Origin of the sequence: Klebsiella sp. G-Nf4 (assembly GCF_002810615.1) — a bacterium.
Classification (GTDB): Bacteria; Pseudomonadota; Gammaproteobacteria; order Enterobacterales; family Enterobacteriaceae; genus Klebsiella; species Klebsiella variicola.
Genome location: NZ_PION01000002.1, coordinates 73,143 through 97,502, shown reverse-complemented (window position 1 = coordinate 97,502; position 24,360 = coordinate 73,143). Strand labels below are relative to the sequence as shown.

The following is a 24,360-nucleotide window of genomic DNA, read 5'->3' as shown; positions in this document are numbered from 1 at the left end:
CCGCGGCATCCGCCGCGGGAGAGCCTGCCTGAGTATCCTGTCAGAAAAAATATTTAAAACGCACCCGAGCGCCGTAGCGTTCATCGGGATTCCCGCTCTTCGCTGCCGTGGAATCGAGCCACGAAGCATAGGCGCCAAGGTAAATATTGAAGTTCGGCATCGCCATAATATTCGGCAACTGCCAGGAGGTGTGCAGGGTATGGATGTCATAGCGCCCCGGCGCGAGAATTGCGCAGTCGCCATCACATTCGCTGGTCACCCCGGCCATATTGAACTGGTCGATTTTGTTATGCGCGTAGATATAGCCCAGCTCCACGCGATGCCACAGGGCGTTAATTCCGGCGCTGAAGTCGGTTTCGTCCGCCGCGTCCAGCAGGGCGGTACTCAGATTGACCACCGCCCCATCCTGCGGATCGCTTTTCAGGGTGTTCCAGCTCATGGTCAGCCCGTAGCCGGTGCGGTTTGACTGGTCGACCCAGCGTCCGCTCTGGTTCTGATAGCCGTAAGCATTGTTGACGAGGTTGCTCTCTACGGCCGCGGCCGCCGACCAGGCGCCAGACTGCCACACCGCCACTGGCCGCACATACACCACATTTTTGCGGTTTTCCAGCGCGTTACCGTGATAGTTCTGATCGACAAACAGCGAACTGCCGTCCTCCACCAGGGTGTTAACCTCGAAATACCAGTTATCCACCGTTTTGCTGAACAGGAGGTTGCCGCCGCTGCTGCTGCGCCCGCGCCCCTCTTTCATCATGTAAATATAGCCATAGCCGTCGGAATAGAGATCGTTAGCGGTATTGCCTGAATATTGAATAAAGGTGTCCTGATTCAGCGGGAACATATCCCAGGCTTCAAAGCGACCTATTTTAATTTTCCAGTCATCCTGCTGGCCAAAGAAAAATACCGCATCATCAAGATTCATTTTTCCGTTAATATCCGCCAGGGGCTGTACGCTGAATCCGGCATATTGCCCATCAGCGCCATTACGCCTGCCGTCAATCCCCAGCAGAATACGACCATTAATATCCCAGCGTTCTTTATCGCCGGGCGCCCAGCTTTTATTCGCGCTGGTTTTGACCGACGTCAGACTGCCGGTGCGGCTGGCGCCATCGAGGTTAAATTCGACGTCGCCATAAAATTTTAATTCACCATTGTCGTTTAGCTGCAGGCGCGGCGTAGCCGGCGCCGTGCGGGCGACCGCCGTGGCCTGCTGCTGGCCTTTCAGCGTCTTAATTTCCGCCTCTGCGCTGGCGGCGCGCGCCTCCGTTACCTTTAACCGCTGCTCCATTTGCGCCAGTCGCTCCTCCAGCGATAATGGCGCCTGCGCCATAACGGATGGCAGATACAGAGACGTGAGAAAACACCCGACCCAGATTTTATTCATCGGTAAACCCTTTTATTATGGAATGAACTGAATTTGTTATTAATGGGTAACGCACGACGATGCAGGCAATAATAACCCGCCCATCGTCAAAGACGGGTTATTAACGACAACAGCCTTATTATTATTCGAGCTGCCAGGCGCCGGCTTCAGTTAATGCAGCTGAGCCGCTCCAGGCAAATAACGCTAATTCACGGCAAGGGACCTGCGGATAGATACGGCTGCTCAGGCAGGCTTCGCCATCATTGACGAAAACCTCAACCGAAGAGCTATCGAAAAATATCCGCAGGTTGAGATCCGCCCCGGCGGTCAACGGCACGCTGCGCGTCCCGCACAGGCCAAACTGCGGATAATGCCGCTCCAGCACCAGACGCTGCTGTTGGGCATCCACGTAGATGCGCAGGCCATCGCCAAAGCGCAGACCATACTGCTCGGCGCTGCTGCGGGCGCAGTCCCAGTGCAGGTGCACCTCCATCGCCTCGCAGTTGTCGACCATCGTCGTCTGCTGGTGGTTCAGGGTACTGACCGGCCACGGGAACCAGGCGCCGCGCAGGCTCTCTACTTCTTTCGCCGGGCGCATCTGCAGGCGGTTATCCGCGCTCAGGCTCAGCTCGCGCGGCAGGGAGAGCATGCCCGCCCAGCCGTCCTGCTGCTCCGGCAGCGGCGATTCCCACATATCCAGCCAGCCAATCACGATCCGCCGGCCATCGGGGGTGGCGAAGCTTTGCGGGGCATAGAAATCGTGGCCGTGGTCCATCTCCCTGAATTCGCCGTGGCGAATAAAACGCTGCCCCGGCTGCCACTCGCCGATCAGATAGCCGCTCTGGAACAGATTGCGGTTGCGGAACCCTTCGGCCTGCATCCCCTGCGGGGAAAACATCAGGACGCGCTTGCCGTTGAGGGTGAAGAAGTCCGGACACTCCCACATGTAGCCCATGGAGCTTTCCGCTTCATCCAGCACGCCCGCATCCTGCCACTGGCGCAGATCGGTTGAACGGTACAGCCGCACCTGGCCGGTATCGCCTTCACGCGCACCGACGATCATGTACCAGCGATCCCCTTCCCGCCAGACCTTCGGGTCGCGGAAGTGGTGCATGCCTGGAGGGGTGTCGACCACCATCCCCTGGCGCTCAAAGTGGATCCCGTCGCGGCTGGTGGCCAGACACTGCACCTGATACAGATTGGCTTCGTCGCCAGCATCGCCGTGGAACTTATGCCCGGTGTAAATCAGCGCCAGGGTATCGCCATCAACCACCGCCGAACCGGAGAAGCAGCCGTCTTTATCTTCCGGCCCTTCCGGCGCCAGCGCCACCGGCAGGTGCTCCCAGTGCACCAGATCCTTACTGCGCGCGTGCCCCCAGTGCATCGGCCCCCATTGGGTGGAATACGGGTGATGCTGATAAAAGGCATGGTACCAGCCGTCGAACCACACCAGACCATTAGGGTCGTTAATCCACCCGGCGCGGGCCGCCAGGTGATAGTGTGGATACCAGCGCAGATTGAGCGTCTGGCGTTGTTTCTGCAGTACCTGTTCAGCCCGGGAGATTGTGTAAGTCATCATTTTCACTCTTTTTGATTCAGATAGCGGTAGGTTGCGACACCAGCGGATCGGCCGAGGATTTACCGGAGCGCAACAAGAAGATGGAGATAAAGGTGGTGCAGAACACCAACAGGCCCATGATCAGATAGGACTGGGCGAAGCCATATTTTTCATAGCTGTAACCCGCCAGCGGCGACAAGATGCTGGCAATGATCGAGCTGGTGCAGGCGAAACCCACCAGATAGAGGGTGGAGGAGAGGCGTTTATCGAAGTTGATGCTGTTGTACTTAAAGATAGCGACCAGCAGTATCGGCAGCTCCACCGCGTGCAGCAGTTTGGTAATGGAGATCAGCAGCGGCCCCTCCACCAGGCCGGAAGCCACCATGCGCATCGCCATCACCATGCCGGCAAAAATCAGGCCGTTCTTGGCACCGATGCGGTTCACCAGCCACGGCGCGCAGAACATGCCGGCCGCCTCGAGGAACACCTGGAAGGAGTTGAGATAACCATACATCTCATTGCCTTCCTGCAGGGTCGCGAACTGCGATGAGAAATAGACCGGGAACTGCTGGTCATAGACGCCGTAGATGCAGGTGCCGATGACGAAAAAGACCAGCGCCCAGAACCGCGGCAGCGTCAGCAGGCGCAGCGCATCTTCCAGCGTCACCTTGCCGCCCGATACCGCTTCCTGCATCGCATGGGGCGCCGAGGAGACCCGCAGCCGCGCCAGCAGGATAAAGAACACCAGCCCGGAGCAACTGGCGACGAGGAAGTTAAGCTGCGGATTGATGTTAAACAGCAGGCCGGCGAAGAAGGTGGCCACCGCCCAGCCAAGCGAGCCCCACATCCGTGCCCTGCCGAATTCAAACTGGCTCTGACGCGCCACGCGCTCGGTATAGGATTCCAGCACGCCAATACCGCCGTTAAAAGTCAGGCCGATGTAGATCCCGCCGAAGATGCTGCCTAACAGGACGTTAATCTTCAGCAGGTGGCCGAACAGCAGATACGCCGGACCGGAGAGGATCAGCAGCGCGGTGATATACCAGAGCAGATGTTTGCGCAGCCCTAGCTTATCCTGGATGAAACCATAGCAAACTTGCGCAAACAGCGCGGAAACCGACAGTACGGCGTAGATGAAGCCGGTATCGCCAGCCTTCAGCCCAACCTCCTGGTGAAGCCAGATGGAGAGCAAGGAGCCGGATGACGACCAGGTCACGAAAAAGAAAAACAGTAAGGCACTGAGCAACGGGTAGCTGTGTGAGTGATGCGCTTTCATCATGACATTCTCGTGTTAGAGGAATGCGATTATGGTAACGTTAACAAAAAACAAAACGCAGGGGGATTTGCTGCGATACATGATGTTAATCACAAAAGTTAACGTTAACATAATGGAGATGCGATCGCGATCAAATATTAACCGCAACAGCGCTCACGACGGCGATAGCAGAAAATCGTTTCACTCTTTTACATCAGCGACTTAGTTGTATAGCCTGTACTCTGCAGCCACGGCGGAGGAAAAAATGGCGTCTCTGAAAGATGTAGCAAAACTGGCGAATGTATCTCTGATGACCGTCTCGCGGGCGCTGAACACCCCGGAGCGGCTCAAGCCGGAGACCCTGGCCCGCGTGCAGGCCGCCATCGCCGAGACCAACTACGTCCCCGACCTGTCGGCGAAGAAGATCCGCGGGGCGCGCGCCACCCCCAGCACCATCGGCGTGCTGGCGCTGGATACCGTCACCACACCCTTTTCGGTGGAGATCACCCTCTCGATCGAAGAGACCGCCCGCGCCCATGGCTGGAACAGCTTTGTGGTCAACATGTTTTCGGACGATAGCCCGGAAGCGGTGGTCGACCTGCTCCTCTCCCACCGTCCGGACGGCATCATCTTCACCACCATGGGCCTGCGCCAGGTGCCGCTGCCGGACAAACTGCTGACCCTGCCCTGCGTGCTGGCCAACTGCGAAAGCCTCAGCCAGCCGGTGGCCAGCTATATCCCGGACGATGAACAGGGCCAGTACGACGCGGTAAAAGCCCTGCTTGCCGCTGGCTATCGTCGTCCGCTGTGCCTGCACTTACCCGCCAGCCAGCTGGCGACGATCCGCCGCCGCCAGGGGCTGGAGCGCGCCTGCCGGGAGGCGGGTATCGAACCGGACCATCTGATCCATTCGTATATGGGCCAGGGCGATGAGCATTACCACGATATCCCGACGGTGGTGCTGACGCATATCCGCGAGGGTAAACCTGGCTTTGACTCGGTGATCTGCGGCAACGATCGCATCGCGTTTATGGTCTATCAGACGCTGCTGGGTCAGGGGTTACGCATTCCACAGGACGTGGCGGTGGTGGGATACGACAATATGGTGGGCATTGGCGATCTATTTCTGCCGCCGCTCTCCACGGTGCAGCTGCCGCACTACGACATCGGGCGCCTGAGCGCCCTGCATATCATTCATGGCGACAACCATCGGGAGACGCGCAAAGTCGCCAGCCCGTGGTTGCCGCGCGCCTCACATTAACGGTTACCGATGTTGCGCAGCTTCTCGCCCGCCATCAGGTTGCGCTCAATGTGCTCGAGGGTGACATTCTTGGTTTCCGGGATCAGCCAGAAGGTGACGCCGATAAAGGCCACGTTGAGCACCGTGTAGAGCCAGAAGGTGCCGGCGGCACCAATCGCGTCAAGCAGCGTCAGGAAGGTGGCGCCGATGATCATGTTCGACACCCAGTTGGTGGTGGTCGAGCAGGTGATACCGAAATCGCGGCATTTCAGCGGCTGGATCTCGGAGCAGAGGATCCACACCACCGGCGCCGCGCTCATCGCATACCCGGCAATACACATCATGGTCATGCCGACGGAAAGCCAGGAGAGGCCGCTGGAGGCTGTGCCATTGTCGAACTGCATCAGGCAGTAGCCCAGCACCAGGGTGCCCAGCGCCATCACGCTAAAGCCGATTTTCAGCGCCGGCTTACGACCCGCTTTATCCACCGTGAACACCGCAATAAAGGTGGCAAACATAAAGGTCAGGCCCACCACCAGGGTGGCGATCATCTGCTGTTCGGTAGTGGTAAAGCCCGCCATTTTAAAGATACGCGGCGCGTAGTACATGATGATGTTCATGCCGGTAAACTGCTGCATCGCCTGTAGCAGCATGCCAAGGAACACCGCCCGGCGCACGTTACGATTGATCTTAAACAATGCCCAGCCGCCCTGCTTCAGCTTCAGGCTCTCGCGGATCTCGTTAAGTTCATCGCGCGCCTTTTCCGAGGTATCGCGCAGCATCCGCAGCACCTCTTCCGCTTCGATATGACGCCCCTTCTCCGCCAGCCAGCGCGGGCTGTTCGGCAAAAAGACCACCAGAATAATCAGGATCACCGCCGGCAGCGCCAGCACGCCTAACATGGCGCGCCAGTTACCGCTGTAGCTAAAGGCGGTATCGGAAAGAAACGCCAGCACAATGCCGAGGGTCACCATCAGCTGATACATACTGATCATTTTCCCGCGCACGTTCTCACTGGCCATCTCGGAGAGATACAACGGCGCGGTATAAGAAGCGATCCCGACGGCCACCCCCAATACCACGCGGGCCATCAGCAGCACCTCCACGCTGGCGGCAAAAGCGGAGCCGATAGAGCCGGCAACAAAGAGCACAGCCCCCGCCATCAGGCTGTATTTACGGCCAAGGCGGAACGACAGCCAGCCATTAAACAGCGCACCGATCGCCGCCCCCAACATCATACTGCTGACCACCCACTCCTGAAGCTGGCTGGATAAGGTGAAGTGGTCGGTAATAAAGGGTAGCGCCCCGGATATCACGCCGATATCCAGGCCAAAGAGCAACCCCGCCACCGCCGCAGCGATAGAAACAAACCAGTTCATCCGCCGGGTGTCACGTTGCGTCCGCGGCGTTAATGCAGAGTCGTTACTGATTGAAGTCATTTTTATTCCTGCCACACAGAGAAAGACATAGGACGAAAGTACGTGACTGGCGGAGGAGTTTGTCAGGCTGGATAAGCCAAAAATATGGACTATTTTGCTGGCAGGAGAGGTTTTGTGATGGACATTAAACTTTCGAAGTAACAAAAAATGCCTTTGTCATAGTGAATAACCCTGTTCATACAGGGCAGTAACATTAATCAGGCGATATGGAATATGGACGATTATCACTTCTTGATATGGACAATAATTGCTCACTCGGCCGGTGCGATACTCACCGCCCCGGCCGTCGCGGAGGGGTTTAGCGCGCCAGCCAGCCGCCGTCCACCGCCACCGTGTAGCCATTGATGTAATCGGAAGCTGGGGAGGCAAGGAATACCACCGGCCCCATCAGATCGGCCGGCAGGCCCCAGCGCCCGGCGGGAATGCGGTCGAGAATTTCGCTGCTACGCTGCTCGTCGGCGCGCAGCTGCTGGGTGTTATTGGTCGCCATATACCCCGGGGCGATGGCGTTGACGTTGATATTGTGTTTGGCCCATTCGTTCGCCAGCAGGCGGGTCACGCCCATCACCGCGCTTTTGGACGCCGTATACGAGGGCACGCGGATCCCGCCCTGGAAAGACAGCATGGAGGCGATGTTAATGATTTTCCCGCCGTTGCCCTGGGCGATAAAGTGCTTCGCCGCCGCCTGGGACATAAAAAATACGCTCTTGATGTTCAGGTTCATGACGTCGTCCCAGTCCTTTTCGCTGAACGCCAGCGCGTCCTCACGGCGGATCAGCCCGGCGTTATTGACGAGAATATCAATATGGCCGAACTCGGCCACCGCACGCTCCAGCAGCTGGGGGATACCGTCGATCTGGCGCAGGTCGGCGGTCAGGCTGAGAAAGCGGCGTCCCAGCGCCGTCACCCGCTCGATGGTTTCCACTGGCTCGACGATATTGATACCAACAATATCGCAACCCGCTTCCGCCAGCCCGAGGGCCATTCCCTGACCTAAACCGGTATCGCATCCGCTCACGACGGCCACTTTTCCCTGCAGGGAGAATGCATCAAGAATCATAATGTGTTCCTTAATCGTTCAGAGCCTGCTGCATGCAGGCAAGGTTCTCTCGGCCCGGCCAACGCCGATGGCGGAGCTGAGCGTGGGGCGAACTCTCGGGCATAGCCCACCATAATGAAAATAAAACAGAGTTCCGTTTTGCTGATGGGAGCCATCTTAGCCCCGCCCCTTGTCATTTTCAATGATAATTAAAACGATGTTTCATTTTTTATGATGTCGATTGCAAAAAAAGAAAAAGCGAAGGCACCTGGCGGCATGCGCCGGGCCGGAAGCGATTTTAAAAGGATGATGATTCAATCGGTTGTCTGGAAAGACGGCAGAAGACAGGCCAACAGGTCGCTGAAAATGCGGGAATTACGCTGAACTGCGTGAGGCATCACAAATAATGAAACGATGTTTTGATAAATTAACACTCATCTTTTAAAACACATCACTCAGCGACACGCCTCTGGTCCAGCGGCATCGCAGGAAAGAAAGGAGCACTACATGGCTAAAGGCATGCGGGTCAAACTGAATTATCAGGTCAGCCACGATCCGGATACCGGAGCGGAAGTTACCCGCTTAACCCCTCCGGAGGTCACCTGTCATCGCAACTACTTCTATCAGAAGTGTTTTTTTAACGATGGCAGCCATTTACTGTTCGCCGGCGAGTTTGACGGCCACTGGAACTACTATCTGCTGAATATCGCCAGCGCCGAGGCCATCCAGCTGACGGAAGGCGCCGGGGATAACACCTTCGGCGGCTTCCTCTCCCCGGACGATAAGTCGCTTTACTATGTGAAAAATGACCGCACCCTGCTGGAGGTGAACCTGACCACCCTCGCCGAGCGCGAAGTTTATCGCGTCAGTGATGGCTGGGTCGGCTACGGCACCTGGGTGGCAAACAGCGATTGCAGCAAACTGGTGGGCATTGAGATTGCGAAAAGCGACTGGACGCCGCTCAACGACTGGCAGATTTTCCATGACTTCTTCCACAAAGGACCGCACTGCCGCCTGCTGCGCGTCGACCTGCACAGCGGAGAGAGCCAGGTGATCCATGAGGAAAAAATCTGGCTGGGACACCCGATCTATCGTCCCTTCGACGACCACACCGTCGCCTTCTGCCATGAAGGGCCGCACGATCTGGTGGATGCCCGCATGTGGCTGGTCAATGAAGATGGCAGCCACGTCCGCAAAGTGAAAACGCATGCCCCGGGCGAAAGCTGCACCCATGAATTCTGGGTACCGGACGGTTCGGCGCTGATCTACGTCTCCTATCTGAAAGGTCAGCAGGGGCGGACTATCTATCGCTTTGATCCCGAAAGCGGCGTCAACGAGGCCCTGATGACGATGCCGGCCTGCTCGCATCTGATGAGCAATTTCGACGGCACGCTGCTGGTGGGCGATGGCTCAGGGACCCCGGTGGATGTCAAAGATACCGGCGGCTACTCCATTGATAACGATCCTTATCTGTATGTCTTTAACGTGGCGCAAAAACGCTACTTCCGCGTCGCGCGTCATGATACCTCGTGGGCGACGGTGGCCAACAGCCGTCAGGTGACTCACCCACACCCCTCGTTTACCCCGGACGACAGCGCCATTCTGTTCAGCTCCGATAAAGACGGTAAACCGGCCATTTATATCGCGAAATTACCCGAGCATCCGCCAATGCTGAGCGCCTGATCCACGCCACACGTCTTTCTGTCACTGGCCTTGCCCTCCTTCGCGGAGGGCTTTTTTTGTCCCTTCTCTTTCACCCATAAAAAACCCCGGCTGACGGCGCCGGGGAAAACAAACGATGAGGGCTGAATGGTCTGTCAGAACGAGTAGGCCACCCCAACGCGGAAGCGGGTCTGACGATCGCTGCGGTCGTTCACCCCGACGTTGCCAATTTCACCATACGGTGACCAGTTGTTATCCAGCTTATAAGCCACCTTCACGTTATATTCCTGCGAGTAAGGTTTGTTGTCGTTACGGCTGACCCCCTCGGAACTGCGGGCATAGACATAGTTCAGCTCTGTACGCCAGTCGCCGAGCGCAAACCCGGCCCACGCGTCGCCGCGGTTAACTTTGTCATCATCTTTGCCGGCGTTGTTCGGATAGCGGGTGTATTCATAGCGATAGCGAGCGGCGACATAGAAGCCGTTGTCGAAGCTGTATTGCACGTGGAGGTGCGGCTTGTAGATGGAGCGGCTGTCGTTGCTCTCAATGGTAAACCCGGGGGTGAGGAAAAAGTTCGACGTTGCTTTCCAGCGCCAGCTGATGGTGTCTTCATGACCATTACCCACCACGTCTGAATAGGGCTGCGAACCGTTGTCGCCACCCGAACGCCATTTGGCCTCGACGGTAAAGCCTAGCCCGTTGGCAAAACGGTGGGAAACGGAGACGCGGTCGGCATTACTTTTATCGCTCTTGCCGCCATCAATAAATTCATGACGTAAATCTATCGTTACCGCAGTCGCCGCAAAAGACATACCACAGAGGGCGGCCAGAACCAGAGATCGTTTTAACATAGGGTACCCCTTATAATAAATAAAATGTCATTTCGTTTTTATGGAACGTTATTTTATTTTTTAAGCACCTTAGTTTTAGTGACCAGGATCGTAGTTATTTGTTTCAAAAAATGTGGCACAACAAGACGTGACGGAGCTCAATAAATTCGTTGGGGGGAAAGTGAAATACAGGAGAAAAAAGCAGGGTTCGGCAAAGCGCGGCGCATAAAAAAGCCTCCCGCAGGAGGCCATGGTCAGTGAGGTGTTACTGTCGGCGCGTCAGGCGCGCTCTACCGCCAGCGCCACGCCCTGACCGCCGCCGATGCACAGCGTCGCCAGCCCTTTACGGGCATCACGCTTGATCATTTCATGCACCAGCGACACCAGAATCCGGCAGCCGGAGGCGCCGATGGGGTGGCCGAGCGCGATAGCGCCGCCGTTGACGTTGACCCGCCGTTCATCCCACTCCAGTACCCGGCCAACCGAGATCGCCTGAGCGGCAAAGGCCTCATTGGCTTCGATCAGATCGACGTCGTCCAGCCGCCAGCCGGCCCGCTCCAGACAGCGACGGGTGGCGTGCACCGGGGCAATGCCCATCAGTGCCGGATCGACCCCGACGCTGGCGAAGGCGCGGATCCGCGCGAGGATCGGCAGCCCCAGTTCAAGGGCTTTGGCTTCACTCATCATCATGACCGCCGCCGCGCCGTCGTTGATGCTGGAGGCGTTGCCGGCGGTCACCGACCCGAGGCGGTCGAAGGTAGGCTGCAGGCTGGCCAGCCCTTCCGCGCTGGCATCCACCCGCGGTTGTTCATCGGTATCCACAGTGCGCGCGGCGCCGTTATGCTCGGTGATAACCGGGACAATCTCGTCGCGAAAGCGGCCGGAATCAATCGCCTTGCGTGCCTTGTGCTGCGAGCTGAGCGCCCAGGCGTCCTGCAGTTCGCGGCTGATGCCGTATTCCCGGGCGAGGTTTTCCGCCGTGACGCCCATATGATAATCGTTGAAGGCATCCCATAGGCCGTCATGCACCAGGCTGTCAATCAGCTGACTATTGCCCAACTGGGCGCCGGTGCGGCTGTCGGTGAGTACATGCGGGGCGCGGCTCATATTCTCCTGGCCGCCGGCGATCACCACATCCGCTTCCCCACACTGGATCGCCTGGGTGGCGAGGTGCAAAGCCTTCAGGCCGGAACCGCAGACGTCGTTGATGGTAATGGCCGATACGGTGTTAGGCAGCCCGCCGCGAATTGCGGACTGCCGCGCGGGGTTTTGCCCGGTACCGGCGGTCAGCACCTGGCCGAGGATCACCTCATCCACACTCTGCGGATCGATCCCTGTCTTCTCAACCAGCGCTTTCAACACCACGCTCCCCAGCTCGACGGCTGAATGGCGCGATAAGGCGCCCTGAAAGCAGCCAATCGGCGTTCGCAGCGCCCCGACGATCACGACATCCTTCATCCTCTACCCCTGCCCGTGCTTTTGCGCAAAGAAACAGCGATATACTAGATAATTGTTATCAAAAAACTTTGTAATTGTTTAAAAAAAGTGAAGCCAATCACAAAGAAACCGCTTTTTATTAACGTTCACGCCGCTGCAGATGCTCGCGCAACCAGCTGCCAGCTGCCCCCGGCGGCGTTTTCTTATTCCACAGCAGATCGACCGAAATCGCCCGCGGCCAGCCGGGAATATCAAGCGCCACCAGCCCGCCCTGTGGGGCAAACTCCGCCACCAGCGCACAGGGCAGAATGCACCAGCCGAATCCCTGTACTGCCATGCTGAGCAGCAGCAGGTAGTTTGGCGCCGACCAGACCTGACCTGCGGCAGGTTCGGTGGCGCTGGCCAAAAAAGTGCTCAACCGCAGCTCACGCCAGCTGCGCAGCTCATCCCAGACGACCTTGCCCTGTGCTGCCAGCGGATGGTCAGGCGCCACGTAAATGCCCATCGCCGTCTGCAGCGGCAGGCGGGTGCTGCCGATGTCGGTCGGGTAACGATCTCTGGCCTCAATCAGCCCCACCTGGGCGCGGGCTTTTTGCAGGAGATCGATCACATCCTCGTCTTCGCCAATCAAACACTCAAACTCGGTGTGGGGGAAGCGGCGGTCAAACTGCACCAGCAGATCTTCCAGCACGTCCGGGTGCAGGGTGTCCGAGAGCACGAAGGTCAGCCGCGGTTCCGTCTCACCGGAGAGCGACACCGCCAGCTCATCCAACCGCTCGCTGGCGGCGAGGATCGCTTTGACATAGCTCAGCACCTGCTCCCCCTGTGGCGTCAGCGTCGGCTGCCGCGTTGCCCTGTCAAAGAGGGTCACGCCGAGATCGGCCTCCAGGTTGGCGATAGCGGTACTGATCGTCGACTGGCTTTTACGCAGGCGACGGGCGGCGGCGGAAAACGATCCGCTGTCGACCGCCTCCACAAAGGCGATTAACGCTTCCGGGGAATAACGCATAATCTATCTACTTTATCGATGGTTTCTATCTTTTGTTTATCATATTTTTCCATAAAATGCCGGGTAATTTCCTGTTCAGGCTATAACTGGAGGTCGCTCGCCATGCAACAGATCCCTCATCAGCGCAAGACGCTCACGGAACGCGTTATCCACGCCATCACCTTCGAAGGACTGGCGACGCTGATCCTCGCCCCTACCGCCGCCTGGCTGATGCAGCGCTCGGTCGTCGAGATGGGCGGGCTGAGCATTCTGCTCGCCACCCTGGCGATGGTATGGAATATCATCTATAACGCGGCGTTCGATCGCCTGTGGCCGGTCTCCCGCTTTCCCCGCCAGCTAAAAGTACGTGCGCTGCACGCGCTGGGCTTTGAGACCGGCTTCGTCATCATTGGCGTCACCATGGTGGCCATCGTGCTGGGCGTATCGCTGCTGCAGGCGTTTATGCTGGAGATCGGCTTCATGCTCTTCTTCCTGCCCTACACCATGGCGTTTAACTGGGTATGGGACACCCTGCGCGAGCGCGTTATCCGCCGCCGCCGCCCACGCCAGCCGGCGCGCGGGTAGCGCCCCGGGCGGATCCTCCACGATCCGCCGCGACTTTATCACCAAAAACTATCGCAACAGACGAACCATAAATATGGTAAATTGCACTCCTTTTTTTTGGTTTACCGGTTGATAAAGTCGCATAATGTCTAAAATTTGGTCTAAAGAAGAAACTCTATGGAGTTTTGCCTTATATGGCACTGCAGTAGGCGCTGGGACGCTATTTCTACCGATCCAGCTGGGTTCGGCTGGCGCCATTGTCCTTTTCATCACCGCGCTGGTCGCCTGGCCGCTCACCTACTGGCCTCACAAAGCGCTGAGCCAGTTTATTCTCTCGGCCAATATCGCGCCGGGAACCGGGATCACCGGCGCAGTCAATCACTACTATGGTAAGAAAATTGGCAACCTGATCACCGGCCTCTATTTCCTCGCCTTCTTCGTCGTGGTGCTCATCTATGCCGTGGCCATCACCAACTCGCTGGCCGAGCAGGTGGCACACCGTACGCCGGTGACCCCCGCGCTGCGCGCGCTGCTGAGCCTGGGCGTCGTGCTGGTCCTCAACCTGATCTTTCTCATGGGACGGCAGGTCACCATCAGGGTGATGGGCTTTCTGGTCTTCCCGCTTATCGCCTGCTTCCTGTTTCTCTCCCTCTATTTAATCCGCGACTGGCATCCCGAGCACCTCACCAGCCAGATGCAGTTCAGCACCCACACGCTCCACCAGATCTGGATCTCCATTCCCGTGATGGTTTTCGCTTTTAGCCATACGCCGATCATTTCTACTTTTGCTATCGACCAGCAGGAGAAACATGGCGACCTGGCCATGGGTAAATGCAAAAAAATCATGAAGGTGGCCTACACCATCATCTGCGCCAGCGTGCTGTTTTTCGTCTTCAGCTGTCTGCTGGCGATCCCGGCGACCTATATTGAAAGCGCCCGCGATCAGGGGGTGACCATCCTCTCCGCCCTGTCGATGGTGCCAGGCGCGCCCGGCTGGCTGGCGGTGACCGGCATCATCGTCGCCGTGGTTGCCATGTCGAAATCCTTCCTTGGCACCTACTTCGGGGTGATTGAAGGCGCCAGCGAAATCGTCAAGAGTTCGCTGGCGCTGGTCGGCGTGCGCAAGAGCCGCGCCTTCAATCGGGCGATGTCGATCCTGCTGGTCTCCGCCTTCACCTTTGCGGTGTGCTTTATCAATCCAAATGCCATTTCGATGATCTACGCCATCAGCGGGCCGCTTATCGCCATGATTTTGTTTATCATGCCCACGCTGTCCACCTGGCTTATTCCGGCGCTTAAACCGTACCGCTCGGTGGGTAACGCCATTACGCTGGTGGTCGGCCTGCTCTGCGTTTCAGTGATGTTCTTCGGCTAATCGCCTCTGGCGGCAGCGGCTTTCCTGAGCCGCTGCCGCACATTCTGACAACATTCTCGCCCTTCCCTTTCCCCTGAGCGGATTACACTTACGGCTTAGCCACCGTAAGGAGAGTTCGTATGTCCAGTGTCACCTTATCCGGTCGCGGCACGCTCGGCGATCGCCAGGTTTATCGGTTGGGTTATGGCGCGATGCAGCTGGCCGGCCCCGGCGTCTTCGGCCCGCCGAAAGATCCCGAGGAGGCGGTGCGCGTCCTGCGGGCTGCCGTCGAGGCCGGGGTAAACCATATCGATACCTCTGATTTTTACGGTCCGCATGTGACCAATCAACTGATCCGCAAAGCGCTCCATCCCTATCCTGACGACCTGTGTATTGTCACCAAGGTTAGCGCCCGCCGCGACGAGAAGGGCAACTGGCTGCCGGCCATGTCGCCTACCGAGCTGACCCAGGCCGTCGAGGATAATTTGCGTAACCTGGGGCTCGACGTGCTGGAGGTGGTGAACCTGCGCAGTATGTTCAGCCCCCACGGCCCGGTAGAAGGCTCGCTGGAGGCGCCGCTCACTACCCTGCTGGAGCTCAAAGCGCAGGGATTGATCCGCCATATCGGCCTCAGCAACGTGACGGCAAAACAGGTCGCGGATGCGCAGAAAATGACGCCCATCGTCTGCGTGCAAAACCTCTATAACATTGCCCATCGCGCCGACGACGCGCTGGTCGATGCGCTGGCCGCGCAGCACATCGCGTGGGTGCCCTTCTTCCCGCTGGGCGGTTTTACGCCGCTGCAGGCGCAGGAGCTGAACGAGGTCGCAGCCTCGCTTGAGGCGACGCCGATGCAGGTCGCCCTGGCCTGGCTGCTTCAGCGTTCACCGAATATTCTGCTGATCCCCGGCACGTCATCCCGCACGCATCTGGCGGAAAATATTGCCGCCGCGCAGCTGGTCCTGCCGGCAGACGCCCTGCGCATCCTCGATAATATCGCCACCCGCGCACGCCCCTGACCCGTGGGGAGAAAGGGGGGAACGACATCTATCCTTAATATTTGCCTGGAAAAACCTCAACACTGCTGGCACTATAGATCTTACAAATGGGGTGTGATCGACGATCGTTTTCTCATTATCCCCGTTAATCAAACTTATGTTTTTATCCTTCGACCGGTCTCCAGCATGGAGGCCGTTGTCGTTTTTGTCATGACCAAAATTTGAAACTCTTGATTACAGGAAACACAATATCGAATTCCAAGTTTATACATATCAATCTGGCTGCAAAGATAGTCAATAACATCAAACGCTCATAAAAACATCTGATTAACCCAATCAGAATGTTGCTATTGCTATAAGAAAAATCAAACGCCTCACGACAACTATTTACAAGGGAAGCACATGACAGAGGGAACGATAAAGACCAGTAAGTATGAAATTATTGCTATTTTCAGAGAGGAGTTGCGCAAACGTACTGAAATTGAAATATTTTTTAACAACACGAGTATCGTAACCCAACTGACACGTGTGGATTTTGCCGAGTTCCATATTCAGACCCATCGCAAAATCCCGCCGGGGCATAAAATTCGCTTTCTCCTGCATAGCGATTCAGGGAAAATTGAGTTTAATGCCCCCCTGACAAAACATGACAATAGCGGTGTGGATAAAGGTATCCGCTACGCCTTTTCTTTGCCTGAATGTCTGCAGGTCGTACAGCGCCGCCGCGATCCCCGCTTTCGTTTACGCCACGAACATGACTTTTATTGCCGCGGTCGCCATAAAAATGGCGAAAACTATCTTTTCGACATCAAAGACATTTCAGATGGCGGTTGCGCATTGATCACCAGGACGCCGAATCTGAAATTTCTCAACCATAACGCCTTGCTGAAAAATGCTGTGCTGATGCTTGCGGAATATGGTGAGATCACCATCGACCTGGTGGTAAAGAATGTCATTGTTATCACCCTTGATGACGCCAATGAAGAGAGTGAAAGCTACTACCAGATATCTTGTCAGTTTAAGTTCCGCCATCTCGACGACCAGCGCAGAATAGAGAAGATACTGCTGGACCTGATCTTAGAAGCCAAGCGCAAAAAGAGAATCTGATACCCTTGGACAGTATATTGCTGTACTCCAATGATAATCTCATTGGTCACTCAATCTATCACTACCTTATTGATAGCCATGAAAATACCACGCGTCTGGGTTATGGCGATGTTATCCATGGGAAACATCTACCTCTGGCCCAGACGGTTATTTTCAATTTAATTAATAAGGATATTTCTGCCATCAGAATCGTCGACCTGCTGAACGCGCTCCGCCTTTCCCTGCAGCGCTGCCAGCAGCCGGTGCTGGTAGTAAAAAGCGACATTGCCGGGCTGTGCAGAGAGTTGATAACTGTTGATAATGCTATGATTATTAGCGAAAAATGTCCGTTATCTTTTTTTTCTTCTATCGTCAAGCGCGCAGAGGGCGCCAGCGAGCTGCCACCACGAAGGTTGCGCAAACAGCTGTCGCCGCGGGAGTGCCAGATCCTCGAACTGCTGATTGCCAACAATAATAACAAGCGTATTGCCGCCCTGCTCGGCATTGCCCATAAAACGGTTCACAGCCATCGTATCCATATCATGCAAAAGCTGGGCATTGATAATTCCCGCGCTATGAACCAGCGTATTGCCGCACTCCATCAATGTTAAATTATGCTCCAGTAAATCAATAGCGGATAAAGCGTACTTATTCGCTGTTGATTTACATTTCCTGCCATTCCCATTAATCATCAGGTAGCCTATAATTAGTGTATCCTCTGCCTATTGTCTGACTAACCTCGTGATGAGGGATAATGAACACTAAAATAACCGAAGACAACATTTTATCTCGTAATGATATCGCTGTACGCTACGTCTTTCAGAAAATGTTTTCTCCACAAGGTACCTTAGTCGCGGTCGAATGCCTGAGCCGCTTCGATAATCTTCCCGTCTCTCCTGAATACTTTTTTCGTCATGCTACCGCGGCGGTTCGTGAGCGTATTTTTCTCGAGCAACTGGCATTGATTGAAAAACATAAAGAATGGTTTTTACGCAACAACATTTCCGCCACGATTAACGTCGATGACCATATCCTGAATCTGCTGCGCCAGAAGGAAATAAAAGATAAAATTACCGCACTCAGCTGCGTCCATTTTGAAGTGACCGAAAACGCCGAGAATCTTCTCAATAATTCCCTGGCCGCCTGGCAAAGCCCGCAAGATACCTCGCTGTGGCTCGATGACTTCGGCTCAGGCTATGCGGGGATTAACGCCATCAGAGGTTATCATTTTGACTATGTCAAAATTGATAAAGATTTTTTCTGGCATCTGATGCGCAAAGAGTCCGGCCGCCAGTTGATGGATGCACTGGTGACCTTTTTATCCCGCAATCATCACAATGTGATTATTGAAGGTGTGGAAAGCGAAGCCCATAAAAAATGGCTGCAGGGAATGGAGTGGTTTGCCATTCAGGGGCATTACTGGCAGGAAGTCAGTATTGAACAACTGGTCGCTGACGATATTCGCAGATAAAAAAGCCGGGGATTTCCCGGCTTTTTAACATTGCTTAATTATAAACTAATTCCCACGTTGCCCAGCTGGTAATCGGCCCGCTAGTGGCGCTTTTTGGCGTTGGGGAAACGTAGCCCACGTAATAGGTAAACAAGCCACCGCTGACCGCGCTTTCCTGCAAATGCACCTGATTTTGCTGCGGGTCCGTCGGGACAATTTTATTACTTTTATCCAGCGTATTATTATCATTGGTCGACAGTGCCAGATAAATATTCTGCGCCCCATCTGGCAAGGTATTGGCCAGATAGCCCGCATTCTCATTCCCAACCGCCGTCAGTAAAAACCCGTCGATCCAGCGAACGCTGACACGTCGCACTTCGTCCTGCGAGGCGGCCCCGCCATCATGGCGCAACTGGCAGTTTGACAGCGCCAGGGTAAAAGACTGCGGCTTCATAAACGCCCCGGCCCCGCGATCGTGTACTTCCGCCAGACTGACCGGCGCCAGCCAGACGTTGCCATTGCCGGCATGCTGACCGCCATTCAGCGCGACGCTACAGGAGATATCCGTCACCCGCCCGGCAAATTCGACCCGTCCGCGGTCATAATTAGTCTCGAAACCCCACGCCGAGGGGGCGGCGAGGCTGCCGCAGAATAGCAGCCACGCGATAGTGTGTTTCGGCAATCCCTTCATTCCCCCTCCCGTATTAATCGTACGTCAGGTTAAAGATCATATGCGACTCCACCTCGCCGGTGCTGGTCGTCGGCCCATACTGATAAAAGCGCGCGTGCAGCGGTATGGTGATGTAGCGAGTCTCCTGATTGTTCAAGCGACCAACGGTGTATTTCTTATTAAACTGCAGCGGCGATCCATCCTTCAGCACCTGAATACCGACGCCTTTCGCCATGCCGCTGCCGGCCTTTTCATTGAGCAACGCGCCCATGGTCGCCGTCGTGCTGGTAGCCAGCGTTCCGGAGAACGAGGTGCTGATATTGGCATACCCGGTTTCACTCAGGCCGCCGCTGCACTGCAGGTCGATATTAAAATCTTTCCCGCCCGCGGTAGTCCCCACCCCTTTCAGGTCACTGCGTCTGATGGAACCGACATCGACATTCATATTCTTCCCGCTCATCACCGTACAGGAGGGCGAGACCACGGTGATGGCGTTGGCGCTCAGATACGTTTCGAGGATCGGGTTGCCGCCGCTCTCCCAGTCATAGGAGGTGTATTTCCCTGTTGCCAGGGTGCCGCTGCCGGTGGTCGCTGCGGTTTTAATAATCTCCAGCGTAAAGCGCGACCCCTCCAGCGAATAGTTGGTGGTACCTGATACCCGCGACGAAAAGACGTCGGGATAGACGATATTGACCGTCGCGCCGCCGCGGCTGAAACGCATGCCGATACCCGGCACGTTGGTGGAATAGATTTTATTCCCGAGGTCAGTGGCCCCTGGCGCAACAATCTTCGCCGCGAAGCGGTTGGTGCCGGAGGTACAGCGATAGCTCGCGCCGCCGGGGGCGCTCATCGTCCAGTCGCGGGTGAGGATCACCGACCCCACCGGCAGATCCGGAGGCACCACCACCCTGCCCACCACCATGTCCAGCATTACCGTTGGCGAAGAAAGGCGCGTACAGACGGCCCAGGACGAGGTGGTTCCCAGCGCCATTAAGACGATAAAAAGCGTTAGTAATTTCCTCAGCGACATACGCTATCCTTTGTTGTTTGCGGTCCCAGATCCACCGAACACTGCCCGCCGCTCCACTTCACAATCGCGCGTTTGGCATTCGCATCGCTGATAAACATCATGCTGCCCTGGCCGACAACGCCGATCTCCTTACCATCAGGAGAGAAAATACTCGCCGCAAACGGCAGCGGCTCATGGTTCGCCTGGCGCACCTGCAGCGTGAGGTTGTTCTGCACCGTGGTGCCGAACGCCACCTTAACCACGCTGCCTTCCCACGGCACAACCTGCGCCACGGTGCGATCGAAGGCGACATCGTCAAGGCTACCTTTCGGGTCGATCTCGACGGCGTTAATCCGGTACGGGCGCAGATACGGCAGGATGGCGTAACCATTGCTGTCCACACGGGTGCCCGGCGACCCCGGGAGCATGGCGCCGGCAGCGTCTTTGGCTTCAATCAGCGCCATCGTCGAGCCGCTTTCCGGCGAGAGCACCACGCCGCCGCTGTGGGCGATCATCGTCCCGCTGGCGCCCAGGCCGCTCTGGCGATAGCCTTCGCCCTGGCTGTAGCTGCCGTTGAGCGTGGTCCATGGCGTACGGTAGCTGCCGTTGAGCGCCACATCGTGCTGGCCACCGGTGGCCGTGGTGGTCGACACGCCGTAGTTAAGGTTGTTTTCACTGTCCAGCGAACCGTTGATACCAATCTGCGAGCTGGCAAAGCGCGAGTTGTTGAACGAGGTGTTCGACGTCAGGTTGGCGGTGCGGTTATCGCCAAACCACAGCGGGTAGCTGAAGTTAAGTGAAATACGATCGTCGCGGCGATGACCGGAGCTGTCTGGCGTGTAAACGCGCTGCGCGCTCGCCGACCAGGAGAGACGACCAAATGAGTTGTTGTAGCTGACCTGATACTGCTTCTCGGTCCCGGAGCGGTTCCAGTAGTCGGAGACGCGACCGCTCAGATAAAACCCGCCCCAGCCGTCCGGCAGGTTCTGGTTCACGGTGAAGGTCATGCCGTTTTTCTGCCGCCACAGGGTGTAGTTGCTGCGGCTGTTTTTTTCCTGATCGACGGCATACAGCGCGTCGTTGAGGTTGTAATAGCCTTTTGTCGAATAGCGGTACGCCGCCAGCACGATGCTGGTCTGGGTATCGGTAAACATGCGGTTAAAGGTGGCGCGATAGCTCTGCCCCGAATCATCATGGGTATCACTCTTCAGCCGCGAATGGGTCACGTCAAAGGAGAGCGCGCCGATGCCGGTGTTCATCCCGGTCCCCACCAGGAAGGCCTGATAGTCGTCGAAACCGGTAACCCCGGTGTAGCCGGTCAGCAGGTTGTTGATACCGTGCTGCCAGGTGGCCTGATAGAGCATCGGCTTGTTACGCAGAGAACTGTCATCCACTTTACCGGCGGAAAGGGCGTAGCGGGTCATTCCCGGGCGCAACAGCTGGGCGACGGAAGCGTAAGGCACGCTAAACACTTCCACCGAACCATCCGCCTCTTTCACCGAGACCTCAAGGTCACTGCCATAGCCGGAAGGATAGACATCCTGCAGGGTAAACGGCCCGGGCGGAACGGTGGTCTGATAGATAATGTTGCTGCCCTGGCGCACGGTGACGAGGGCGTTGCTCTGCGCCACGCCGCGAATTTCCGGGGCATACGAGCGCATGCCGTCCGGGAACATATTGTCATCAGTAGAAAGGTTGACCCCACGCAGACCGATGGTGTCGAAAAATTCACCATTGGTAAAAATCTGCCCGCCGCTGACGATGGAGTTGAGCTGCGGGATGGGACGCTGGAGATAGGTCTGGTTGCTGTTCCAGTGCGCTTTGCCCTGCTGCTGCTGCCAGTTCAGGTTACCGATGTGCTTCAGCAGCCAGCCGTCCCACGACAGACCGGCGTTGACGCCAAGATAGGCGCTGCTGTTATCCGAACCGCCGACCGAAGAGGTGTGACTGTTCCAGGCGTTGGCCATCCAGCCAAGATTGAGCGCAGTAATGCCTTTGTCCCAGAACTCCGGGCTGACATAGTTTTTCAGACGTTGATCTTCATAGATCTGCGGCACCGAAATGTTCAACCGCAGGGAGGACTGGACCAGGTTGTCTTTGACGTTTTCTTCGTTACGCCAGGATTTGAGGCTACCGCAATAGCCTTCCTTTTCGCTGAGCTGTGGGTTCAGCTTTTCCGCAGCGATACCGTACTGCGTCAGCATCGCTTTGGTGTAGCAAACGCCAAGGTTACCGTCTTTGTCGCGCGCGATGCGCAGATCGTAGCGCCCTTTCCACTCGTCGTTGGTGTAGACATCAAGGGAATAAGTGCCTTCGGTGATCGCGCTGGTCGAGAAGCGTGACAGGTCGACCTTTTCGCGACTGCCGACAATAAAGCCGTCGTTAAATTGATATACCGTTCCCGGGTTTTCCTGTCCGCTGGAAAATGGCGGAAAGCAGCACAGCGCGAGGGCGATCGCGGTGCTTAATCTTCCCGGGCAGAATGACCTCTGCTTCATTAGCTTTTCCCTTATTTAACGGCCACTTTCACTGCGACATCGGCGCCATAGTCATTAATGTTGTTAACGGTCAGGGTTTCGCCGCGGTTGACGGCGGAGGAGAGTGCTACCGTCTGGCTGGACTGCGGCGCCAGCATCACGGTTTTGCTGTTCAGGGCTTTACCGCCGTCGCGGGAAATACGGCTGACGGTAATGTAGAACGGCGTCGGGTTGTTGATGGCGAGACTGCTGCCGCTGGCGGTGAGCACCAGCTTCTCGGCCGCCGCATCGCGGTTGCCCAGTCCGGCAGGACGGTAAATAAATTTAAAGCGGGAACGGATCGCCAGCTGCAGCACGTTCTGGCCTTCATTTTTCTGATCGGCCACCACTGGCGGAATTTCCAGCAAATTCAGCCACCACAATGTCTCTTTATCTTTTGCCAGACCGGCGCTGCTGCCGAGCTTAATACGCAGCGTCTGGCCGCTTTTGGCGTCAACGCGCGAGATCGGCGGGGTGATAATAAACGGGGTGGTAATGGTATCCGGTGTGGCATCGGCATCGCCATTATCCAGCCAGGCCTGCGCCAGTGCCGGACGGTCGGCGTTATTTGAAAGCTGTACCGTTATTTCTTTTTCATTTCCTGGATAAATAAAGCGGGTACCGTTAACAATAATGTTGTTGGCATGGGCCGCAAAACTAAAAATGAAACAGAAAAAAAGGGCAATACGCTTCATGCTGACCTCAGAATAAAAATACAAGCGGCGGACATCGCCGCTTTATTATTGTTATTAACTGCCCCATACCGGGGCAGTTTTATTTTCTGGCGGAATTACTGATAGGTAATTTCGTAAGTCGCGTAGCTGTTGACCACACCGGTGGTTACCGTGGTCGGTGCGCTGGTCGCATAACCAACGTAGTAGGTGAAACGCGCGCCATCGGCTACAGCAGCAGCATCGCCTTTCGCTTTCGGCTGAGTGCTGTCACCCGGGATGATTTTGTTGGTCAGCGCGGTGGCGTTGTCGGTAGACAGCACCAGCTGGATGTTCTGGGCACCGGAAGCTTCGGTGTTCGCCAGGTAACCCTGCTGTTTGCTGGTTGCGCCAGCCAGCAGGTTACCGCCGGTCCAGTTCACGCCCAGTTTGGTTACGTCATCCTGTTTGGTGCCGTCAGCAGCCTGGCAGTTAGAGACGTCAATGGTGAAAGATTTCGGTTTCAGGTAAGTATCCGCTGCTGCCGCTTTAACTTCAGTCAGGGTTACCGGAGACAGGTAAACGTTCGCATCGCTGCCCTGGCCGTTAACAGAAACAGTACAGGATACATCGGTAACTTTACCGAAGAAATTAACCTGGCCGCCGCCAACATTGGTATCAGCTGCATGGGCAGCAGTCATGCCAAAAAACGCGGTTGCCATTGCTGCAGAGAGAAGAACCTTTTTCATTGCCATTTCCTTGTCAGAGTGAATTACGAATCAATGAGCACACTGTGAATTCGCATAGAACCAGAAACATCAGGCGATGCTGATTTATGCCACTGCTAATAGAATCTTCGACTGACCGGGAGCCGCAATATTTAAGGCGTCAGGTGACGAACTTAAAAATATAAGTTCGCTGGTGCTATCGGCGTCAAAGAATGCTATTTATTCGCCGACAAATATACATTTGTTCACGTTTCATTAAGTTATATAACAGATACCAATCAGCTATTAATAAATGGTTATTGATAGGTGAAAACGAAGCGGTGGTTGTTTACAGCGCAGGAAGTCTAACGCAAGACCATAAGAGAAATGACCGTAATAGCATGCCGAAAAAGCCGTCGGGAAGCCATCGCGATAAGTCTGAATCCGTCCTGAAAGTGGTGAAAATAGCACCAATCCATTCACGCACTGAATGACCTCAGCGTGAATGAGGCGCATTCCTTCCCCTGAACGTGAGCAGTTCGTCC

General features: G+C 56.1%; 23 protein-coding genes. 9 read left to right on the top strand and 14 right to left on the bottom strand.

Translation table 11 applies throughout. The features are described from left to right. Positions 1-40: 40 nt before the first annotated feature. From CWM57_RS06565 to CWM57_RS27470, 4 genes are all read right to left on the bottom strand, one after another. Complete coding sequence (locus tag CWM57_RS06565; RefSeq protein WP_100675806.1) at positions 41-1,384, bottom strand: carbohydrate porin; 1,344 nt, start codon at positions 1,382-1,384, stop codon at positions 41-43. Positions 1,385-1,505: 121 nt separating this feature from the next. Continuing rightward, positions 1,506-2,939 carry a glycoside hydrolase family 32 protein gene (locus CWM57_RS06560; protein WP_100675891.1) on the bottom strand — a complete coding sequence of 478 codons (1,434 nt, stop codon included), beginning with the start codon at positions 2,937-2,939 and terminating at the stop codon, positions 1,506-1,508. Between the two features lie 19 nt (positions 2,940-2,958). Beyond that, positions 2,959-4,200: an MFS transporter gene (locus tag CWM57_RS06555; protein ID WP_074387650.1), complete on the bottom strand. Its 1,242-nt coding sequence runs from the start codon at positions 4,198-4,200 to the stop codon at positions 2,959-2,961. Positions 4,201-4,212: 12 nt separating this feature from the next. After that, positions 4,213-4,347 (bottom strand): hypothetical protein, encoded by a 135-nt coding sequence (locus tag CWM57_RS27470; RefSeq protein WP_165784157.1) that lies wholly within the window; start codon positions 4,345-4,347, stop codon positions 4,213-4,215. Positions 4,348-4,441: 94 nt separating this feature from the next. On the opposite strand from CWM57_RS27470, the gene CWM57_RS06550 reads away from it, so the two are divergent. After that, positions 4,442-5,437, top strand: a complete 996-nt coding sequence (locus CWM57_RS06550) for a LacI family DNA-binding transcriptional regulator (RefSeq protein ID WP_100675805.1) — start codon at positions 4,442-4,444, stop codon at positions 5,435-5,437. On the opposite strand, the gene araE is transcribed toward CWM57_RS06550, so the two are convergent. Next, a complete protein-coding gene (gene araE / locus CWM57_RS06545; RefSeq protein ID WP_061153401.1) occupies positions 5,434-6,855 on the bottom strand; it encodes an arabinose-proton symporter AraE in 1,422 nt (473 codons plus the stop codon). The two genes, CWM57_RS06550 and araE, sit on opposite strands and share 4 nt — an antisense overlap. Positions 6,856-7,153: 298 nt before the next feature. Then, positions 7,154-7,915, bottom strand: coding sequence for a 2-dehydro-3-deoxy-D-gluconate 5-dehydrogenase KduD (gene kduD, locus CWM57_RS06540; protein ID WP_057213035.1), 762 nt, complete (start codon positions 7,913-7,915; stop codon positions 7,154-7,156). A 210-nt stretch (positions 7,916-8,125) separates the two neighbouring features. Between kduD and CWM57_RS27465 the strand changes: the two genes are divergently transcribed. Continuing rightward, positions 8,126-8,278, top strand: a complete 153-nt coding sequence (locus CWM57_RS27465; protein ID WP_165784155.1) for a hypothetical protein — start codon at positions 8,126-8,128, stop codon at positions 8,276-8,278. Between the two features lie 123 nt (positions 8,279-8,401). Further along, positions 8,402-9,577 carry an oligogalacturonate lyase family protein gene (locus CWM57_RS06535; protein ID WP_100675804.1) on the top strand — a complete coding sequence of 392 codons (1,176 nt, stop codon included), beginning with the start codon at positions 8,402-8,404 and terminating at the stop codon, positions 9,575-9,577. Between the two features lie 134 nt (positions 9,578-9,711). On the opposite strand, the gene ompK26 is transcribed toward CWM57_RS06535, so the two are convergent. From ompK26 to CWM57_RS06520, 3 genes are all read right to left on the bottom strand, one after another. After that, positions 9,712-10,407 (bottom strand): KdgM family porin OmpK26, encoded by a 696-nt coding sequence (gene ompK26 / locus CWM57_RS06530; RefSeq protein WP_012967271.1) that lies wholly within the window; start codon positions 10,405-10,407, stop codon positions 9,712-9,714. Positions 10,408-10,665: 258 nt separating this feature from the next. Next, positions 10,666-11,844, bottom strand: coding sequence for an acetyl-CoA C-acetyltransferase (locus CWM57_RS06525; RefSeq protein WP_074387646.1), 1,179 nt, complete (start codon positions 11,842-11,844; stop codon positions 10,666-10,668). A 118-nt stretch (positions 11,845-11,962) separates the two neighbouring features. Beyond that, positions 11,963-12,832, bottom strand: a complete 870-nt coding sequence (locus tag CWM57_RS06520) for a LysR family transcriptional regulator (RefSeq protein ID WP_074387645.1) — start codon at positions 12,830-12,832, stop codon at positions 11,963-11,965. 102 nt (positions 12,833-12,934) lie between these two features. On the opposite strand from CWM57_RS06520, the gene CWM57_RS06515 reads away from it, so the two are divergent. The 6 genes from CWM57_RS06515 to mkrJ all read left to right on the top strand — a co-directional run bounded on the left by CWM57_RS06515 (position 12,935) and on the right by mkrJ (position 18,284). Then, a complete protein-coding gene (locus CWM57_RS06515) occupies positions 12,935-13,396 on the top strand; it encodes a multidrug/biocide efflux PACE transporter (protein WP_061153397.1) in 462 nt (153 codons plus the stop codon). Positions 13,397-13,520: 124 nt separating this feature from the next. After that, the gene (locus tag CWM57_RS06510) at positions 13,521-14,750 is read left to right on the top strand and encodes an amino acid permease (protein ID WP_061153396.1); all 1,230 of its coding nucleotides are present in this window, start codon (positions 13,521-13,523) and stop codon (positions 14,748-14,750) included. 119 nt (positions 14,751-14,869) lie between these two features. Next, complete coding sequence (locus CWM57_RS06505; protein ID WP_100675803.1) at positions 14,870-15,748, top strand: aldo/keto reductase family oxidoreductase; 879 nt, start codon at positions 14,870-14,872, stop codon at positions 15,746-15,748. 381 nt (positions 15,749-16,129) lie between these two features. Beyond that, on the top strand, positions 16,130-16,834 hold the full coding sequence (gene mrkH, locus CWM57_RS06500; RefSeq protein WP_061153394.1) for a transcriptional activator MrkH: 705 nt from the start codon (positions 16,130-16,132) through the stop codon (positions 16,832-16,834). Positions 16,835-16,851: 17 nt separating this feature from the next. Further along, entirely contained in the window at positions 16,852-17,424 is a 573-nt protein-coding gene (locus tag CWM57_RS06495) for a LuxR C-terminal-related transcriptional regulator (RefSeq protein WP_100631292.1), read from the top strand. A 143-nt stretch (positions 17,425-17,567) separates the two neighbouring features. After that, the gene (gene mkrJ, locus CWM57_RS06490; protein WP_100675802.1) at positions 17,568-18,284 is read left to right on the top strand and encodes a phosphodiesterase MrkJ; all 717 of its coding nucleotides are present in this window, start codon (positions 17,568-17,570) and stop codon (positions 18,282-18,284) included. A gap of 34 nt (positions 18,285-18,318) precedes the next feature. On the opposite strand, the gene mrkF is transcribed toward mkrJ, so the two are convergent. The 5 genes from mrkF to mrkA all read right to left on the bottom strand — a co-directional run bounded on the left by mrkF (position 18,319) and on the right by mrkA (position 23,857). Further along, on the bottom strand, positions 18,319-18,954 hold the full coding sequence (gene mrkF, locus CWM57_RS06485; protein WP_049008697.1) for a type 3 fimbria minor subunit MrkF: 636 nt from the start codon (positions 18,952-18,954) through the stop codon (positions 18,319-18,321). A gap of 13 nt (positions 18,955-18,967) precedes the next feature. Continuing rightward, complete coding sequence (gene mrkD / locus CWM57_RS06480) at positions 18,968-19,963, bottom strand: type 3 fimbria adhesin subunit MrkD (RefSeq protein WP_012967267.1); 996 nt, start codon at positions 19,961-19,963, stop codon at positions 18,968-18,970. Next, the gene (gene mrkC, locus CWM57_RS06475; RefSeq protein WP_074387640.1) at positions 19,954-22,440 is read right to left on the bottom strand and encodes a type 3 fimbria usher protein MrkC; all 2,487 of its coding nucleotides are present in this window, start codon (positions 22,438-22,440) and stop codon (positions 19,954-19,956) included. Before mrkC ends, mrkD begins: the two co-directional genes overlap by 10 nt. 11 nt (positions 22,441-22,451) lie before the next feature. Next, positions 22,452-23,153 carry a type 3 fimbria chaperone MrkB gene (gene mrkB / locus CWM57_RS06470; RefSeq protein WP_061153388.1) on the bottom strand — a complete coding sequence of 234 codons (702 nt, stop codon included), beginning with the start codon at positions 23,151-23,153 and terminating at the stop codon, positions 22,452-22,454. Between the two features lie 95 nt (positions 23,154-23,248). Beyond that, positions 23,249-23,857, bottom strand: a complete 609-nt coding sequence (gene mrkA, locus CWM57_RS06465) for a type 3 fimbria major subunit MrkA (protein ID WP_008806369.1) — start codon at positions 23,855-23,857, stop codon at positions 23,249-23,251. Between the last annotated feature and the right edge of the window lie 503 nt (positions 23,858-24,360).

Coding starts and splice junctions, on each gene's coding strand:
- CWM57_RS06565 (WP_100675806.1), bottom strand. CDS start 1,384: ATGAATAAAATCTGGGTCGGGTGTTTTCTCACGTCTCTGTATCTGCCA.
- CWM57_RS06560 (WP_100675891.1), bottom strand. CDS start 2,939: ATGACTTACACAATCTCCCGGGCTGAACAGGTACTGCAGAAACAACGC.
- CWM57_RS06555 (WP_074387650.1), bottom strand. CDS start 4,200: ATGATGAAAGCGCATCACTCACACAGCTACCCGTTGCTCAGTGCCTTA.
- CWM57_RS06550 (WP_100675805.1), top strand. CDS start 4,442: ATGGCGTCTCTGAAAGATGTAGCAAAACTGGCGAATGTATCTCTGATG.
- araE (WP_061153401.1), bottom strand. CDS start 6,855: ATGACTTCAATCAGTAACGACTCTGCATTAACGCCGCGGACGCAACGT.
- kduD (WP_057213035.1), bottom strand. CDS start 7,915: ATGATTCTTGATGCATTCTCCCTGCAGGGAAAAGTGGCCGTCGTGAGC.
- CWM57_RS27465 (WP_165784155.1), top strand. CDS start 8,126: ATGATGTCGATTGCAAAAAAAGAAAAAGCGAAGGCACCTGGCGGCATG.
- CWM57_RS06535 (WP_100675804.1), top strand. CDS start 8,402: ATGGCTAAAGGCATGCGGGTCAAACTGAATTATCAGGTCAGCCACGAT.
- ompK26 (WP_012967271.1), bottom strand. CDS start 10,407: ATGTTAAAACGATCTCTGGTTCTGGCCGCCCTCTGTGGTATGTCTTTT.
- CWM57_RS06525 (WP_074387646.1), bottom strand. CDS start 11,844: ATGAAGGATGTCGTGATCGTCGGGGCGCTGCGAACGCCGATTGGCTGC.
- CWM57_RS06520 (WP_074387645.1), bottom strand. CDS start 12,832: ATGCGTTATTCCCCGGAAGCGTTAATCGCCTTTGTGGAGGCGGTCGAC.
- CWM57_RS06515 (WP_061153397.1), top strand. CDS start 12,935: ATGCAACAGATCCCTCATCAGCGCAAGACGCTCACGGAACGCGTTATC.
- CWM57_RS06510 (WP_061153396.1), top strand. CDS start 13,521: ATGTCTAAAATTTGGTCTAAAGAAGAAACTCTATGGAGTTTTGCCTTA.
- CWM57_RS06505 (WP_100675803.1), top strand. CDS start 14,870: ATGTCCAGTGTCACCTTATCCGGTCGCGGCACGCTCGGCGATCGCCAG.
- mrkH (WP_061153394.1), top strand. CDS start 16,130: ATGACAGAGGGAACGATAAAGACCAGTAAGTATGAAATTATTGCTATT.
- mkrJ (WP_100675802.1), top strand. CDS start 17,568: ATGAACACTAAAATAACCGAAGACAACATTTTATCTCGTAATGATATC.
- mrkF (WP_049008697.1), bottom strand. CDS start 18,954: ATGAAGGGATTGCCGAAACACACTATCGCGTGGCTGCTATTCTGCGGC.
- mrkD (WP_012967267.1), bottom strand. CDS start 19,963: ATGTCGCTGAGGAAATTACTAACGCTTTTTATCGTCTTAATGGCGCTG.
- mrkC (WP_074387640.1), bottom strand. CDS start 22,440: ATGAAGCAGAGGTCATTCTGCCCGGGAAGATTAAGCACCGCGATCGCC.
- mrkB (WP_061153388.1), bottom strand. CDS start 23,153: ATGAAGCGTATTGCCCTTTTTTTCTGTTTCATTTTTAGTTTTGCGGCC.
- mrkA (WP_008806369.1), bottom strand. CDS start 23,857: ATGAAAAAGGTTCTTCTCTCTGCAGCAATGGCAACCGCGTTTTTTGGC.